Consider the following 15,644-nt stretch of genomic DNA (forward strand, 5'->3'; position numbering starts at 1 on the left):
CCGATAGTTCCTGAAAATCATTGAGAGAGCATAGCGTTGGCTGCGATCCGCGGCATGCTTGCGCCGCATTGCTCCGTGCTGCGCAACGGGCAAAGGGTAAATGTTGACGCCGCCGATCTGCTCCCGGGCGATATCGTGCCGGTCGAGGCGGGCGACAGGGTGCCTGCCGATCTCCGGCTGATCGAGGCGCGTGGGCTCAAGACCGAAGAGGCAATCCTAACAGGGGAATCCGTGCCCACAGACAGGGCGACCGCGCCGGTTGGCCAGCGAACAAAGTCGCAGCAATGAGCCTACGCTCCCGATTCCAGAGCGGCGGGTGAAAGAAATTGCGATAGCTGGGGCGCATCTGGCACAGAGGCGTCGCGCAGGAGCCGCCGCGCAGCACCATCTGGTTGATCATGAACTTGCCGTTATATTCACCGATCGCGCCAGCGGGCGGGCGAAAGCTGGGATACCCCCAGCCCCGCGCCGAAGATCACGTGCAGCATGAGCATCGCGAGAGGTAAAAGTGGAATGCCCGATGGCATCCCCGCCCCAAGGCGGCCCCGTGCCCATGGCGACGGCAAGCGTCGCGATCATGCTGAGATCCGGCATCACGCCTATAATCCCCTTGATGATCATCACGATTCACAGAACGACTGTGGCGATCAGTCCAGCAGCCACTCCTGCAACAAGATTGTTCATCCCCGCCGCGTCCATCCAGCCGCGCAGCAGGTCCAGCGCCGCCAGACGGTCGGCACTTACGCGGCCTCAATCAGTCTAGGATCCGCTCCGGTGCCGTCTGCGTCGGCACCTGGCGCGCCCAGTCGGCATAATCGCCGGACGACGCGCGGTGCAGCAGGCGCGCAAGGTCGTCCAGCGGCGCATCACCAAGGTCAATGCGCAGGCTCAGCGGCGCGTGATCCGCCGACACCACCAGCAGTGCCGCCGACATCAGCCCGCGGGAATCGCCGCCCGCGGCATTGGCGGTGCGCAGCGCAGCCAGTAGACGTTCGGCCAGTGACCCGGTGCCGGAGAGGTAACCTTCGACCAGCCGGTCCACGACATCCCCCGAGGCCAGCATGTTTCCGGCGGCGACCCCCCCTGGAAACAGCCGCTCCGCAATGGCGGGGGTGTTGTCAGCGCCGGAGAAGGCGGCGACACGTCCGCGGCTGTCCAACGCGGATAGCTGACGAAATCCGCGCCCCGCGTCGCGCCGCGTTACCGTGTCGACGGCGGCTTGCGCGGGCTGGCCCGCCTCCATCAGGTCGAGGACGTCTTCCCCCCAGAGCGTGCTGGGCGCCGCGCCCTGGCTGGCGCTGAGGCCGCTGCGCGCATGACCGCGCAAAACCCAGCCACCGACGCACAGGCTGCCGGTGGCCGCGGCACCGCCGAAGGCGCCCGTTTCGGGGTCATGGGCCAGGATGGAAAAGGTCATGCGCTGCCTTTCATTCGATACCCCTATTTATCATGATAAATTGACGGATGCAATTCATCGTGATAATTCAGACAAAAGATCACGGCAAAAGACCGCAAACGGGGAGATTACAAATGACGTTTTCTGACTGGACTCGCAGGGGCCTGCTGGGGGCAGGGGCGCTGGCGCTTGGGGCTCTTTCCCTGCCACTGTCAGCCACCGCGCAAACGCCGCCGAACGTGCTGATCGTCGGCCAGATCGCCGAGCCGAAATCGTTGGATCCGGCTGCGGTCACAGCGGTCAACGACTTTCGCATCCTGGTGAACATGTACGAGGGGTTGACCCGCTACAAATCCGGCACGCTGGAGCCCGAACCGGCGCTGGCCACCGAGTGGGACATCAGCGAGGACGGCACCGAGTACACCTTTCACCTGCGCGAAGGGGTAACGTTTCACGATGGCACGCCCTTCGACGCCGAGGCGGTCAAGTTCAACTTCGACCGCATGCTGAAAGAGGATCACCCGTATCACGACACCGGCCCCTTCCCGCTGAGCTTCTTTTTCGGCGCGGTCGAGGGGACCGAGGCCGTCGATGACATGACGGTCAAGTTCACACTGAACGCGCCCTATGCACCCTTCCTGTCGAACCTGGCCTATCCCACCGGTCTGATGGTGTCGCCCGAAGCGATCAAGACCCACGGCAAGGAGGTCGGGCGCAATCCGGTCGGCACCGGGCCGTTCAAGTTTGTTGAGTGGAAATCGAACGAGCGTGTCGTCGTCGACCGGTTCGATAGCTACTGGGGCGACACTGCCAAGGCCGAGGCGGTCGTGTTCCGCCCGATTACCGATGCCAACACCCGCGTCGCCGAAATGCTGGCCGGCGGAATCGACCTGATGGTCGAGGTGCCGCCGACATCGCTGATCCAGTTCGCAGGCGATCAATACGCCCTGCACGAACAGGCCGGCCCGCACGTGTGGTTCCTCATCCTCAATGCCAAGGAAGGCCCCTTTGCCGACAAGACGCTGCGTCAGGCCGCCAACTACGCGATCAACAAGGAGGCGATCGTAAACGACGTGCTGGAAGGCACGGCGACCGTTGCCGCCGGACCGACGCCGCCCGCCTTTGCTTGGGCCTATAACGAAGATCTGGACCCCTATCCCTACGACCCCGAAAAGGCCAAAGCCCTGATCGCCGAGGCCGGGGCAGAGGGCGCCGAGCTGACGTTCTACGTCACCGAAGGCGGCTCCGGCATGCTGGACCCGGTGCCGATGGGTACCGCCATCCAGGCCGATCTGGAGGCTGTCGGTTTCGACGTCGCCATCGAGACCTACGAATGGAATACCTTTCTGGGAGAGGTCAATCCGGGGCTGGAGGGCAAGGCGGACATGGCCGAAATGGCGTGGATGACCAACGATCCCGACACGCTGCCCTACCTTGGCCTGCGCAGCGATGCGTGGCCGGACAAGGGCGGCTTCAACTCGGGCTATTATTCCAACCCGAAGGTCGATGAACTGCTGAAGGCCGCGCGCACCGCGACCGACCAGGACGAGCGCGCCAAGCTCTACCGCGAGATGCAGCAGATCGTGCATGACGAGGCGCCGTGGGTCTTTGTCGCCAACTGGAAGCAGAACGCGGTGACGAACGACCGGGTCGAGAATTTCGATCTTCAGCCGTCGTTCTTTCTGCACCTGAAGGACGTGGTCAAGAACTGATTGGCCTGCGCAGGGCCGCCCCGTGCGGCCCTGGCGACCCCGAACCTGCGGCCCCGAAAATTCGCGAATTTTCGGCCCTCTGCGGCACTGACAGGAGGACATGATGGGCGGCTACATCATCAAGCGTCTGATCTCGGCCATCCCCGTGCTTCTGGGCATCACTATCATCGTGTTCCTCATCATGTCGCTGATCCCCGGCGATCCGGCGACGGCGATCCTCGGCTCCTACGCCACGCCCGAGAACGTCGCCAAGATCAACCGCGATCTCGGCCTCGACAAGCCCATGGTGCAGCGGTATTTCATCTGGCTTTTCAACATGGTGCAGGGCGATTTCGGACGATCCTACTCGCTTAACCGCCCTGTCATCGACGAGGTGCTGGAACGGTTCACCGCGACGCTGGTTCTGGCCGGCACGTCATTTGTCCTTTGCTCGATCCTCGGGATTCTCGCCGGGGTCGTGTCGGCGGCGCGGCAATATGGATGGGCCGACAAGGCGATCACCTTCACCGTGCTGATCGGCATTTCGGTGCCGTCATTCTTCCTCGGCATGATGATGATCCTGCTTTTCGCGGTTAACCTCAAATGGCTGCCCGTGTCGGGCATGTATGCGATCTATGGCGGCGGCGATCTGTGGGATCTGGCCAAGCATCTGGTCATGCCGGCGCTGGCGCTGTCGGCGGTGGCGACGGGGGTCATCGCGCGCCTTGCCCGCTCGGCCATGCTGGAGGTGCTGCGGCTGGACTACATCCGCACCGCCCGCGCCAAAGGATTGCCGGAGCGCCGTGTCATCATGGGCCATGCTCTGCGCGCCGCAATGGTCAGCATAATCCCGGTGCTGGGCATCCAGGCCGGGTTCGTGCTGTCGGGATCTGTCTATATCGAGATCGTGTTTCAATGGCCCGGCGCCGGGCGGATGCTGGTCGATGCGATCCTCAGCCGCGATTTGCTGCTCGTGCAGGGCGGCGTGGTGTTCATCGCCGCCTGCTACGTTCTGTTCAACATCCTCGTCGACGTGGCGCAAAGCCTGCTGGACCCGAGGATCAAGACATGATGCATTTCCTCACGCTCCTCTTTCGCAACCAGCTGGCCGCGCTCGGTGCTGTCGTGTTGGGGGCGATCCTGGTCGCGGTACTGCTGACACCGGTGTTACCCCTGCAAGACCCGAACGCCACCGCGACACCCGACCGGTTCCTGTCCCCCTTCGCCGAAGGGCATCTGCTGGGCACCGACCACCTGGGGCGCGACTTGCTCAGCCGCCTTCTGCACGGCACGCTGCTCAGCCTTGGTGTCGGCGTTGCCGCCGCGCTGATCGCGGGGATCATCGGATCGGCCATCGGGATCGTGGCGGGCTATGTAGGCGGGCGCACGGACAACATCATCATGCGCGGCGTCGACATGCTGATGGCCTTTCCCTACATCCTGCTTGCACTGGCGATCGTTGCTGCGCTTGGTCCCGGCCTGCTCAATGCGCTGATCGCGGTCGCGGCGGTCAACATCCCCTTCTTTGCGCGCAACATCCGGGGCGTCACCGTCGGTCTTGCAGGGCGTGAATTCATCGACGCGGCACGGCTGTCGGGGATGAGCCATACCCGCATCATCCTGACCGAGCTTTTGCCAAATGTCCTGCCGGTCATCATTATCGCCATGTCCACCACCGTCGGCTGGATGATCCTCGAGACGGCCGGCCTGTCGTTTCTCGGTCTTGGCAGCCAGCCGCCGCAGGCCGATCTCGGCTCCATGCTGGGCGAGGCGCGCTCGGCGCTGATCACCTATCCGCATGTGTCGGTCATTCCGGGGTTGATGATCTTTCTCATCGTCATGTCCGTGAACCTTCTGGGCGACGGGCTGCGCGATGCGCTGGACCCGCGTCTGCGCTCGGGCGCGCTCAGCCGTCCGCGCGCCATCACGCTGGTCGAGCGCGAGGACGAGGTGCCCGCAGCGACAGACGATCTGCTGGCGATCCAGGATCTGCAAACCCAGTTCCACGTCGGCGACCGCATCTACCGCGCCGTGGGCGGCGTCAGCCTGGCGGTGCGCCCCGGCGAATGCCTGGGCCTCATCGGCGAAAGCGGATCGGGCAAATCCGTGACGGCGCTGTCGGTCATGGGGCTGGTGTCATCGCCGCCCGGCGTCATCACCGGCGGCGCCGTGCGGTTTCAGGGCACCGACCTGATCGGCGCCCGCTACGAGGCGTTGCGCCGGATGCGCGGCGACCGCGTCGCCTATATCTTTCAGGATCCGCTGTCTACGCTGCATCCGCTCTACCGCGTGGGCGACCAGCTGGCCGAGGCGATCCGCTCGCATCATAAGGTCGGCCACAAGGAGGCCCGCGAGCGCGCCGTTCAGCTGTTCGAAGATGTGCGCATCCCCAACGCGAAAAGCCGGATCGACAACTACCCGCACGAGATGTCGGGCGGCATGCGCCAGCGGGTCGGCATCGCCATGGCGCTGGCCAACGATCCTGACGTCATCATCGCGGACGAGCCGACGACGGCGCTGGACGTAACCGTGCAGGCGCAGATCTTGTCGCTGCTCAACGACCTGCGGCGTGACCGGGGGCTGGCGATCCTGTTCATTACGCATGATTTCGGCGTGGTCGCGCAGCTGTGCGACCGGATCGCCGTGATGTATGCGGGGCGCATCGTCGAGGAGGGGCCGACAACTGCGGTGCTGGAGCGTCCGGCGCATCCTTATACCAAGCGTCTGATCGCCTGCGTGCCTGAGCTGGGCGGAGGCCGCCGCGAACTGGCGGCGATCACTGGCCTGCCGCCCGTGGTCAACGACCTGCCGCCGGGCTGCGCCTTCGCCCCGCGCTGCGACAAGGTGCGCGCGGACTGCAAGCACGGCGAGATCGCGCTGGCTGGCCCCGGTGCGCGCGCCGTGCGCTGCCTTTATCCCGAGGCGGATCTGCAAAAGGGTGAGGAGACCACAGCATGACCGCGCTCAAGGTGGAGAACCTGGCCAAAACCTTTGCGCTGAAAAAGCCGCTGTTCGGCGCGGCACCCCCCGGCGTGCGCGCCGTGCGCGCGATGAGCTTCGAAGTGGCGAAAGGCGAGACGCTGGGTGTCGTGGGCGAGTCGGGCTGCGGCAAGTCCACGCTGGCGCGGATGCTGGTCGGCCTGCTGGAGCCGAGCCAGGGCCATATCGAAATCGACGGCCGCGCGCTGGACAATGCCGACCCGGCGGAATTCGGCAAGCTGATCCAGTATGTGTTCCAGGACCCCAGCAGCAGCCTGAACCCGCGCAAGACCATCCGCCAGATCATCGAGGCACCGCTGAAGAGACTCCACAAGATGCCGAAGGCCGAACGCGGAACCCGCATCGCCGAGATTTTCGCGTCCGTCAATTTGCGCGAGGAGTTTCTGGGCCGCTATCCGCACGAATTTTCAGGCGGGCAGGCGCAGCGGATCGGCATCGCCCGCGCGCTGGCCGCGAACCCCAGAATCATCATCCTGGACGAGCCGGTGTCGGCGCTCGACGTGTCGGTGCAGGCACAGGTGCTGAACCTGATGAAGGATCTCAAGGCCGAATTCGGGCTGACCTATCTCTTTATCACGCACGATCTGGCTGTGGTCGAGGCCGTCAGCGACCGCATCCTCGTTCTCTACTTCGGGGCGGTGGTCGAAGTGGGACGCGCAGACAGCATCTTTGCAAATCCGCGCCATCCCTATACAAAACTACTGGCCGACAGTGCGCCGGTCGTGGGCCGTCCGCTGACCGCGCCCGAGCAGAAGGGCAACGAGCTGCCCGATCCGCTGAACCCGCCGCCGGGCTGCGCCTTTGCCGGGCGCTGCCCGTTCGCAACAGACCTGTGCCGCCGGACCGACCCGGCGCTAGAACGTATGGGAGACGATCAGTTTGCCGCCTGTCATCACCCGCTCTGACACCTCCGCGCGCGGCCTCAGTCGCGGCCCCAGTCGTCCGGTGCAGGTGGCCGACAAGATCAAGGATTGGGTGGTCGAGCATGGGCTGAAACGCGGTGACAGGCTGCCTTCCGAGGCCGAACTGATGACGCGCTTCGGCATGGCCAAGGGCACGATCCGCGAGGCAATGCGCATTCTCGAGGCGCAGGGCCTGATCAAGACGCGCACCGGCCCGGGCGGCGGCAGTTTCGTCCACGAGGTCAGCAAGGAACGCGCGCGGGCACTTTTGGGCAACTATTTCTACTTCAAGGATCTGACGATCGCGGACATCTATCAGCTGCGGAGCGTGCTGGAGCCTGAATTGGCCGCATCGCTGGCCGGGGTCCTGTCTGATGATGCGCTCGACGCGCTGCGCGCCAACATCGCAGAATTCGACACGCCTGCCGCCGACGCCGAACAGGAGCGCGAGCGCCATATCGTGTCGCTTCGGTTTCACGCCATGCTGGCCGCGCAATCGAGCAATCCGTTGCTTGAATTCCTAATTGATTTCATGGCTTGCATGTTGTCGGACCTGACCGTCTATCGCCGCCTGTTTGATCCGCCAAACACCGAGCTTTGGCAGCGCGGGCGCGACTACCAGATGCGTCTGGTCGAGGCCCTGCGCGACGGCGATGCAGAGGGCGCGCGCAGCATCATGTCCGATCACATGCGCACCGCGTGGCGCCTGATGGAGATGCAAGAGGCCGAGATGGTCAACCGCTTCATCTCGGAGTGACGCCTACATCACTTCTTGCAACCATTCAGAAAAGACGTGGTCGCGGAAATTCGGACCAATTGTTATGGTGCGTCGCATAACGAACGAGACGATGCAAAATGGCAAAGAAAAAGCGCACCAGCCACAAGAAGGCCGTTGTGGCCTTGGCCTGAAAACTATCCGTGATCATGCCTGCCATACGGCAACTCATCTTTACAAGCCTGGCAATCTGCTAAGCCTTTTGCCGCGCGTTGGAGGGATCCCAGACCGGAGAATCAAGCAGCTTCAACGCCCGGCGTTCCCCCAGGATGACAACCTCCAGCCCGTCGGTCACTTCCGGGTCAACATAGGCAAACCCGAGGCTCTTTCCTGTCGCATGGCCGTAGCCGCCCGAAGTGCAGACGCCAACGACCTTGTCGCCCTGCATGACCGCCTCGCCCCCATGGATGTCACAATCAGTGGCGGCGACCTCGCCATAGACAAGTTCAGTAGCGATGCCTTGCTGGCGCACATTCTCGGTCCCGGCACGGCCCCGGAAGTCGCCCTTGTCGGGGGCATAGAAGCGTGCGCGATCGGCCTCGATCAGCGTGATCTCGTTGGTCAGTTCCGCATTCATGCCGTGATAGGCCTTTTCCATCCGCAGGCTGTTCACCGCATGCACGCCGAAATCTGCGATGCCGTGGGCGGTGCCTTCGGCCCAGATCGCATCATAGAGCTTGGCCAGTTCCGCCATCGGCGCATGCAACTCCCATCCCAACTCGCCGACGTAATTCACGCGCAACGCCCGCAGCGGAACTCCGGCAATGGTGATCTCCTGCCCGGACAGCCAGCGAAAGGACGGGGTGCTAAGATCGGCATCGGTAAGGGGTTGCAGGACGTCGCGCGCCTTGGGGCCGGCCACAACAAGCATGCCGTAATCGTAGGTGACGTTGGTCACCGTTACATCATCGCCTGCCTCGCTGAGGTGATCCAGCGCCTGAAGCTCTGCCCCTGCCCCGGTCAACACGTAGAACCGGTCGTCGGCCAACCTTGTGATGGTCCATTCACCGATGATCCTGCCATTTTCGGACAGAACATTGGTCAGGCAAATGCCGCCCTCTTTCTGGGGCAGTCGGTTAGCGGTCAGCCGGTCCAGGAGCGCCCCGGCGCCCGGGCCGGTGACATCGAATTTGGCAAAGCTCGACAGGTCGCAGATGCCCACCCTCTCGCGCACCGCGCGGCATTCTTCGGCCACGATGTCGAAGGTGTTGTTGCGGCGGAATTGCAGGTCTTCGACGAAACCTTCGGGGGCGAAATACTTGGGTCGTTCCCAGCCGAAGACCTGGGTATAGGCTGCGCCCTTTGCTTTCAATGGCTCATGGAGCGGGGTAGTGCGCACCTCGCGCCCGGCGGCGGATTCACGCCCTGGCAAGGGGGTCACGAACATCTCGTGATAATCCTCGAAAGACTTGGCACGGGTGTAGTTTTGATCGGCGAAGCCGCCGAAACGCCGCGGATCGCAACAGGCCATGTTGATCTCGCTATCGCCATGGACCATCCATTGCGCCAGATACTTGCCGACACCGGCGCCTTGGGCGATGCCGATGGACGCCCCGCAGCATTGCCAGAAATTGCGCAACCCCGGCGCCGGCCCGGCCAGCGGATTGCCATCGGGCGTATGAGGAATGGCGCCGTTGATGATGCGCTTGATGCCGGCCTCGGCGAATATCGGCATCCGCTCGAACGCCTGTTCCAGCCAGGGCGCGATGCGGTCGATATCGCCGGCGAACAGCTCGTTCTCGCTGTCCCACTCGGGAAAGCCGCCACGGTCATCCCAGGCTTCCTTTGCACCGTAATGTTCGTAGATGCCGACGAGGCCGGATTTTTGTTCCTGCCGATAATACCCCGCAGTGGCCGGGTCGCGCATCACCGGCAATTCACCGTCCCAGGTCTTGAACTCGTCCAGCGCCTCAGTGACGAGGTAATGGTGTTCCATATTGGTGATCGGCGTGTCCAGCCCGACCCAGAGCCCGACCTCGCGCGCATAACAACCGCCGGCATTGACCACGTGTTCGCAGGTGATGTTGCCCTGTTCGGTCACCACCTCCCATTCACCCGAGGGTAGTTGATTGACATCCATGACCCGGGTGCGACGGATGATCGTAGCGCCCATCTGGCGCGCCCCGGCGGCCATCGCGTTGCAGGCGCTGGAGGGGTCCACGTGGCCGTCCATGGTGGTCCAAGCCCCGGCCAGGACGCCATCGGTCTGCAGCCAAGGATTCAGTTCCTTGATACGGTTGGGGCCGATCACCTCCATGTGGAACCCGACATTGGGCGCGAAGCCGGCGACATAGTTGAACCAATCCACCTCTTCCTGGGTGGTGGCCAGCCTGATGCCGCCGCAGCCATGCCAGCCCCCGGGCTGGCCGGTGATCTCTTCCAGCCGCGGGTAGAGCGTATTGGAGTAGTGGTGGATCTTGGCCATGTTGTAATTGCCGATAAAGCTGGGGCACTGCCCCGCCGCGTGCCAGGTCGAGCCGCTGGTCAGCTCGCCCTTTTCGATCAGCACAACGTCGGTCCAACCCTCCTCGGCCAGGTGATAGGCCAGGCCCACCCCCATCATGCCGCCGCCGACGATCACAACTTTCGCATGAGATTGCATGTCCAAAACCTTTCCTGTCGAAGTTACCAAATGCCGTTGCCGGCAACCATCCGGGCCCTTGGCAGTATGATGTTGAAATTGTCGCGCAGGGTGCGGTCCACATCCTCGGGAACGTGGCTCGGGTAGTGTTCCGCAAGTATCTTCTGAACCGTGTCGCGGGCCACGTCACGCGCGTCACGGGCGCCTGCGTCCTCCCACTCGCTGATACTGCGCCGGTCGGCGATCTGGGGATAAAGATAGTCGGTCTTCATTCGTGCAAAGGTCTGCGGATGACCCAGATAGTGCCCTTCGCCCAGCACCACGTCGCGGATGACATCAAAGCTCACGGTGTCTTCGTTCACCTCGACGCCCTTGACCGTGCGCAGGATCGCACCCAGCAGGTCATTGTCCAGCACATAGCTCTCGAAACTGGTGCCCATCAGGCTGCCATGCATGCCGGCGCTTTCATGGATCATCGACGCGCCGGCATGGGCGGCAAGCGAGATAGTGTATCCTTTTTCACCGCCCGCCTGCGTGTCGGGCAGTTTGCTGTCGGTCATGCCCGCGGGGACCGAGTTGGGCAGGTCATAGAAACCGGCCATCTGCGCGCATGCAGCGGACAGCAGCGCCTGCTCGCCCGACCCGCCGGACATAGCGCCGGTACGCAGATCGCTGACGAAGGGCCAGGTGGCAAAGATTGCCCGGCATTCTGGGTCGATGATGTTGCAAAGGATCAGCCCGGCCAGCACCTCGGCGCAGGCTTGGGCCACGGCCCCGGCCAGTGCGGCGGGCGCCGTGGCTCCGGCCTGACCGGCGGCCACCAGCAGGATCGGCATCCCGGCCTCGACTGCCGCCTCGAGCGCGTCGCAGCTCTCGGTCGCAAAGCGCATCGGCGGCACCACGTGGCAACAGACTGCGGTGCAGAAGGGCCGCTCGCGGAACTTGCGCTCACCGCCCGCCACCGCATCAAGCATCGGTTGCACAGCGCGGACGCTGGCGCTGTCGGTATAGCTGACGGCGATGGATTTCGTGGTGCCGGAGAGGCAGGCATAGGTGGTGTTGATGTCCAGATCGAGAATGGTCGTCGCATCCCGCGCCACGACGGAGCGATGATACCAGTGGATATTGTCCATCCGATCCACCAGCCGCGCGATGTCATAGAGGTCGGCCACCGTGCTTTCACGGTATTTGCCGTTGTGGAAATCCATGATCGTGGGGGCCGCGCCGCCGGTGCCCGCATGAACACGACGTCCGCCGATCTCGATATCATGCGCCGGGTCGACCCCATGAAGGGTAAACTTCCGTCTCGTTCGGGCGATAACATCCTCGACCAACGCGCGCGGAAAGCGCAGGCGACCGGCCTCATCTACCTGGCAGCCAGCCGCGACCGCCCGGGCTTTAAGGCTGGGAGTGACTTGGCTCAAGCCAAGATCGGCCAAGAGCCGCAACACCAGCTCATGGATGCGCTCCATCTCCGGGGGACTCAGCGGCCGATAACGTCCGCCGATCATACCCGGACTGATAGGCGGGGCACCTGAAGCATTAACCGGCTTGTTGCGGCTTCGGCGGTTCGACTTCCGAATGGCGGTTGCAGGCATGAGCGGCCTCGTAGTGTTTCGACGCCCACTAAGCGGCGAATCCGCGATCCGTTCAAACGATCATTCTGAATACATCGCATGCTGTGAAGTCATGTGACGACCGAAGCCTCAGCTTCGCATTCTTCAAGCATCCATTGTGTAAACTCTGAAGTGACCGGATTGGAAATCTTGTCTGCGGATGTGCCGACGTAATAGCTGAAACGGGTTTCAAGTGGGTTTTCAAACAGACAGACCAACTGGCCGGCAGCGAGCATTGCATCGGTAATATAGCTCCAGCCCAGGGCCACGCCCCGCCCGGCCTCGGCCGCTTGCAAAACCATCGGGTAACTGTTCAGGCGGATGCCCCTGCGGGACGGCTGCCCGGTCACACCCTTCTGTGCCAGCCAAACCTGCCAGTCGACAGTCCCCCAGATCGTGCCGCCGCCTTCCAGATGCAAAAGCGCCTGATCCAGCAAATCACTGGGTCGACGCAACTCCGGGTGATCGCGCCGATAGCCAGGACTGCATACCGGGTAGACCCGCTCGCCAAACAAGTGCCGGGCCTCGACCCCATCCCATCTGCCGTCGCCGTAAAGCACTGCGATATCGGCATCGCCCTTGCTTAGATCAATCTTCTGATCGGTTGCCAGAACCCGGAGGTCAACGCCCGGGCAGCGCTCCGAAAAGCGCTCCAGCCGGGGCATCAGCCAATAGTAGGAAAAGGCCACCGAGGCCGCCACGGTGATCTGAGGCGTCCCGGCGTCTGTGCGCAGATCGGCAACGCATCCGGCGATCTCATCCAGACCGCGGGCAACCGCTTCGAACAGTTGTCGTCCTTCTGGTGTCAGTTCGATGGCCCTGTGCTTGCGCAGAAAGAGCGGTCGGCCCAGATCCTCTTCCAGCGACTTGATCTGTCGGCTCACGGCGCTTTGCGTCAGGCACAACTCGTCGGCGGCGGCAGTGAAACTCAGCCGTCGGGACACCGCCTCAAATGTGTGAAGCTGCGACAAAGCTGGCAGCGAATATTTCCTCAACCCAAACCCCTTCAATAAAACGGCACAGTCGATCTTCCTGTTGTCAAAAAAGCCTAAGACCGAAAAGGCGGCTACGTCCAGATTTGGCAGACTTGAACGCTGCAGGTTGTGAACTGAAGTAAGCTCATTCGAACTCGCACTCGACGGTAGCTGCCGAAGCGGCAGCCCGAGCTACGGCAGCCAATGCCCGCTCAGTCCGCACGCCAGACCTTGGCTCTTACTGTTGCCATGCACCCGCAGCGAATGGGAGCTTCGACGGGCCGCATCGCAGCATCTTGAAGGTGGGGTGAATGTCTGGATTGGGCCGTGAACGACGAAAGGCATGATTTTCGATCCGCTGATGCTCTGCGACGCCGAGACTGTCTTTCTTTTAGCCCCTTTTGACCGGGATCCAACACGCGGATACAAGGGAACAATGAAATGCGTTCGACTGGCGGCAGGGCTTACCGGTCGCGAGGAGTGTGAATGGACAACAATCCGACTACGGGACAATGCCTTTGTGGCGCTGTGAAATTCCACATATCGGGAGAGTTTGAGAACTTTTTCCTGTGCCACTGTTCCCGCTGCCGCAAGGACAGCGGTTCTGCCCATTCGGCAAACCTGTTTTCGTCCACTGCCAAAATCACCTGGGTGTCAGGCGAGGCAAACATCAAGACGTTTCATCTCCCTGGTTCGCGCCACATGAATAGCTTTTGCTCCAACTGCGGGTCCGCACTGCCTATTTCCCAGCCAGAGGTCGGTTTGCTTGCGGTGCCCGCGGGCTCGCTTGACAGCCCAATCGACATTCGACCCAACGCGCATATCTGTTGTTCCAGTCGCGCGAACTGGGACGAAGCCCTGGCCTCAATCGAAAGGATCGACGGACTTCCCGGCTGAACGCTCGCGCCGATGATGCATCTCTGACAACAGCCAGACGATAAGGACGCGACCATCGGCGTCGTCCGGCTCTGCTGTCATTCGAGGGACAGAGATGCTGCGTGATGCACGAATGGCCGCAATGGCGGACCGCATTGCAGCATTTAGAAGTGGTGGCCAAGGTCCGCAACGGGCCGATCTTACCGCGCCTGTCATGCTGCAGCTGCGCAGTGAGGTCTTCAAGTTCATGGTCAATTAGGGCTCTTGCACTAAATCGCTTCGCGATGTGGGCGCTTGTGACGTGGGTTGCGCGTAGTCGGGATTTGTTTCGCGGATTGTGAAGTTGAGAGTTTGCTGTTGATCGAGGTGATTTTGCCTCGGTTGACAGAGGGTTTTCACATGAACATTCAGCATTCCACACCGATGACACCGCTTCGCGCACGCATGATCTCGGATATGATAGCGCGCAACCTTGGACCGGCGGAAGACGGGCCATCTATTTGGAGCTCGCTCAACCGTGATCGGTCGTGCAAAAGCGATTTATACGACGCACGCTTGTTGTTTCGCGACCGCGAGAGCAGCATGCTGGAAAGCCGACTGGGTCAAGTCCATGTCGGCGGTTCTCAAGGCCAAGGATGGATAGAGTTTCCCGGCGGATTTGAAGACACCGTCCGCTCGCAGTGTGCTGTTCCAGACCTCGTTCAACTTGGGGTCGCTGTGCTTTGCACTGCGATAATCGGTCGGGTCGGTTTCGGTGAAGTAGACGTCGAACAGGGTTGGGTCGCCGCAGATACGATGTCTGATGCCCTGCTCGGAAAGCGCTGCGGACTGCATATTCATCAATGACTGGCCCAATTCACGCAGCCGTTCGTATTGGCCCGGACGCCGCAGGACCTCCATCGTTTTGAGCCCTGCGGCTGACGCCACCGGGTTGCCCGACAGAGTGCCAAGCTGCATCAACCACAGTTCTGCCCCCACGGCGGCCTTGTCGAAATGCGCCATGATCTCGGCGCTGGCCCCGAGCGCAGCCAAGGGAAAGCCGCCGCCGATGATCTTTCCCAGCGTGCAAATGTCAGGCGTTACGCCATAACGTTCCTGAGCGCCGCCATAGGCAAGGCGGAAGCCAGTGACGATCTCGTCGAAGATCAGCAGCACACCGTGCGTGTCGCACAAATCGCGCAAGCCTTGCAGAAAGCCAGGCTGCGCCGGGATGATCCGCTGCAAGGGCTCGGCGATGATGGCGGCGATGTCCTGGTGCTCGCTGAGCAGAGATGCAACTGCCGCAAGGTCGTTGAAGGGCGCGATGAGCACGTCGTCGGCCACACCCTGCGGGATGCCCGCGCTGTCTGGCACGGGCGTGGGAAAGTTGACTTCGCGCGCGGGGGCAAGGCTCATCTGTGCCTCGGCGGACATACCATGATAACCACCCTCGAATTTCAGAATTTTCGGCTTGCCGGTATAGGCGCGGGCAAGCCGAATGGCATACATGTCCGCCTCGCCGCCCGAGGTGACAAAGCGTACCTGCTCACAGCACGGCACGGCATCGACGATGGCTTCGGCCAGTTCGATACCCTTCGCGTTGTTCGCAAAGAATGTCATGCCCTTCGGTAGTTGCTCCAACACCGCTTCCATCACTTCCGGATGGCCATGCCCCAGAAGCATCGGGCCAGAGCCGATCAGGTAGTCCACGTATTCTCGGCCGTCCTCATCCCAGACACGGCTGCCCTCACCGCGCGCAATCACGATGGAGGCGTCGAAATTGCCAAAACCGGCGGCGGGAAGAACCTCTCGGGCGCGAGCGATCCAATCGGCTTGGGTGTGAATGCGGTTCAT

General features: G+C 62.5%; 12 protein-coding genes and 2 pseudogenes. 7 read left to right on the plus strand and 7 right to left on the minus strand.

The features are described 5' to 3' along the window. Nucleotides 1–33: 33 nt before the first annotated feature. Nucleotides 34–261 (plus strand): annotated as a pseudogene (locus tag BHD06_RS14555) (hypothetical protein); the annotation flags it as partial. Nucleotides 262–313: 52 nt separating this feature from the next. Here the strand turns inward: BHD06_RS14555 and BHD06_RS24775 are convergent. Beyond that, nucleotides 314–454, minus strand: a pseudogene (locus BHD06_RS24775) (ergothioneine biosynthesis protein EgtB); the annotation flags it as partial. 300 nt (nucleotides 455–754) lie between these two features. Next, nucleotides 755–1,417, minus strand: coding sequence for a DUF1028 domain-containing protein (locus BHD06_RS14565; protein WP_080457700.1), 663 nt, complete (start codon nucleotides 1,415–1,417; stop codon nucleotides 755–757). A gap of 113 nt (nucleotides 1,418–1,530) precedes the next feature. Here BHD06_RS14565 and BHD06_RS14570 point away from each other — a divergent pair, with 113 nt between their 5' ends. The 5 genes from BHD06_RS14570 to BHD06_RS14590 all read left to right on the plus strand — a co-directional run bounded on the left by BHD06_RS14570 (nucleotide 1,531) and on the right by BHD06_RS14590 (nucleotide 7,746). After that, the gene (locus BHD06_RS14570) at nucleotides 1,531–3,108 is read left to right on the plus strand and encodes an ABC transporter substrate-binding protein (RefSeq protein ID WP_080457701.1); all 1,578 of its coding nucleotides are present in this window, start codon (nucleotides 1,531–1,533) and stop codon (nucleotides 3,106–3,108) included. Between the two features lie 103 nt (nucleotides 3,109–3,211). After that, nucleotides 3,212–4,159 (plus strand): ABC transporter permease, encoded by a 948-nt coding sequence (locus BHD06_RS14575; protein WP_080457734.1) that lies wholly within the window; start codon nucleotides 3,212–3,214, stop codon nucleotides 4,157–4,159. After that, nucleotides 4,159–6,045: a dipeptide/oligopeptide/nickel ABC transporter permease/ATP-binding protein gene (locus tag BHD06_RS14580; protein WP_080457735.1), complete on the plus strand. Its 1,887-nt coding sequence runs from the start codon at nucleotides 4,159–4,161 to the stop codon at nucleotides 6,043–6,045. Before BHD06_RS14575 ends, BHD06_RS14580 begins: the two co-directional genes overlap by 1 nt. Further along, nucleotides 6,042–6,992, plus strand: coding sequence for an ABC transporter ATP-binding protein (locus tag BHD06_RS14585; protein WP_080457702.1), 951 nt, complete (start codon nucleotides 6,042–6,044; stop codon nucleotides 6,990–6,992). Before BHD06_RS14580 ends, BHD06_RS14585 begins: the two co-directional genes overlap by 4 nt. A 40-nt stretch (nucleotides 6,993–7,032) precedes the next feature. Then, nucleotides 7,033–7,746, plus strand: coding sequence for a FadR/GntR family transcriptional regulator (locus tag BHD06_RS14590; protein ID WP_080457736.1), 714 nt, complete (start codon nucleotides 7,033–7,035; stop codon nucleotides 7,744–7,746). 25 nt (nucleotides 7,747–7,771) lie between these two features. On the opposite strand, the gene BHD06_RS23790 is transcribed toward BHD06_RS14590, so the two are convergent. From BHD06_RS23790 to BHD06_RS14605, 4 genes are all read right to left on the minus strand, one after another. Beyond that, the gene (locus BHD06_RS23790; protein WP_176214365.1) at nucleotides 7,772–7,924 is read right to left on the minus strand and encodes a hypothetical protein; all 153 of its coding nucleotides are present in this window, start codon (nucleotides 7,922–7,924) and stop codon (nucleotides 7,772–7,774) included. 33 nt (nucleotides 7,925–7,957) lie between these two features. Next, nucleotides 7,958–10,366: an FAD-dependent oxidoreductase gene (locus BHD06_RS14595; protein WP_080457703.1), complete on the minus strand. Its 2,409-nt coding sequence runs from the start codon at nucleotides 10,364–10,366 to the stop codon at nucleotides 7,958–7,960. Nucleotides 10,367–10,389: 23 nt separating this feature from the next. Continuing rightward, entirely contained in the window at nucleotides 10,390–11,943 is a 1,554-nt protein-coding gene (locus BHD06_RS14600; RefSeq protein ID WP_080457704.1) for a trimethylamine methyltransferase family protein, read from the minus strand. An 89-nt stretch (nucleotides 11,944–12,032) separates the two neighbouring features. Next, nucleotides 12,033–12,956 carry a LysR substrate-binding domain-containing protein gene (locus tag BHD06_RS14605; RefSeq protein ID WP_176214366.1) on the minus strand — a complete coding sequence of 308 codons (924 nt, stop codon included), beginning with the start codon at nucleotides 12,954–12,956 and terminating at the stop codon, nucleotides 12,033–12,035. 465 nt (nucleotides 12,957–13,421) lie between these two features. On the opposite strand from BHD06_RS14605, the gene BHD06_RS14610 reads away from it, so the two are divergent. Then, a complete protein-coding gene (locus BHD06_RS14610; protein WP_080457706.1) occupies nucleotides 13,422–13,832 on the plus strand; it encodes a GFA family protein in 411 nt (136 codons plus the stop codon). Nucleotides 13,833–14,351: 519 nt separating this feature from the next. On the opposite strand, the gene BHD06_RS14615 is transcribed toward BHD06_RS14610, so the two are convergent. Continuing rightward, the gene (locus BHD06_RS14615) at nucleotides 14,352–15,644 is read right to left on the minus strand and encodes an aspartate aminotransferase family protein (protein WP_080457707.1); all 1,293 of its coding nucleotides are present in this window, start codon (nucleotides 15,642–15,644) and stop codon (nucleotides 14,352–14,354) included.

The organism is Roseovarius sp. A-2 (genome assembly GCF_002072155.1).
GTDB lineage: Bacteria > Pseudomonadota > Alphaproteobacteria > Rhodobacterales > Rhodobacteraceae > Roseovarius.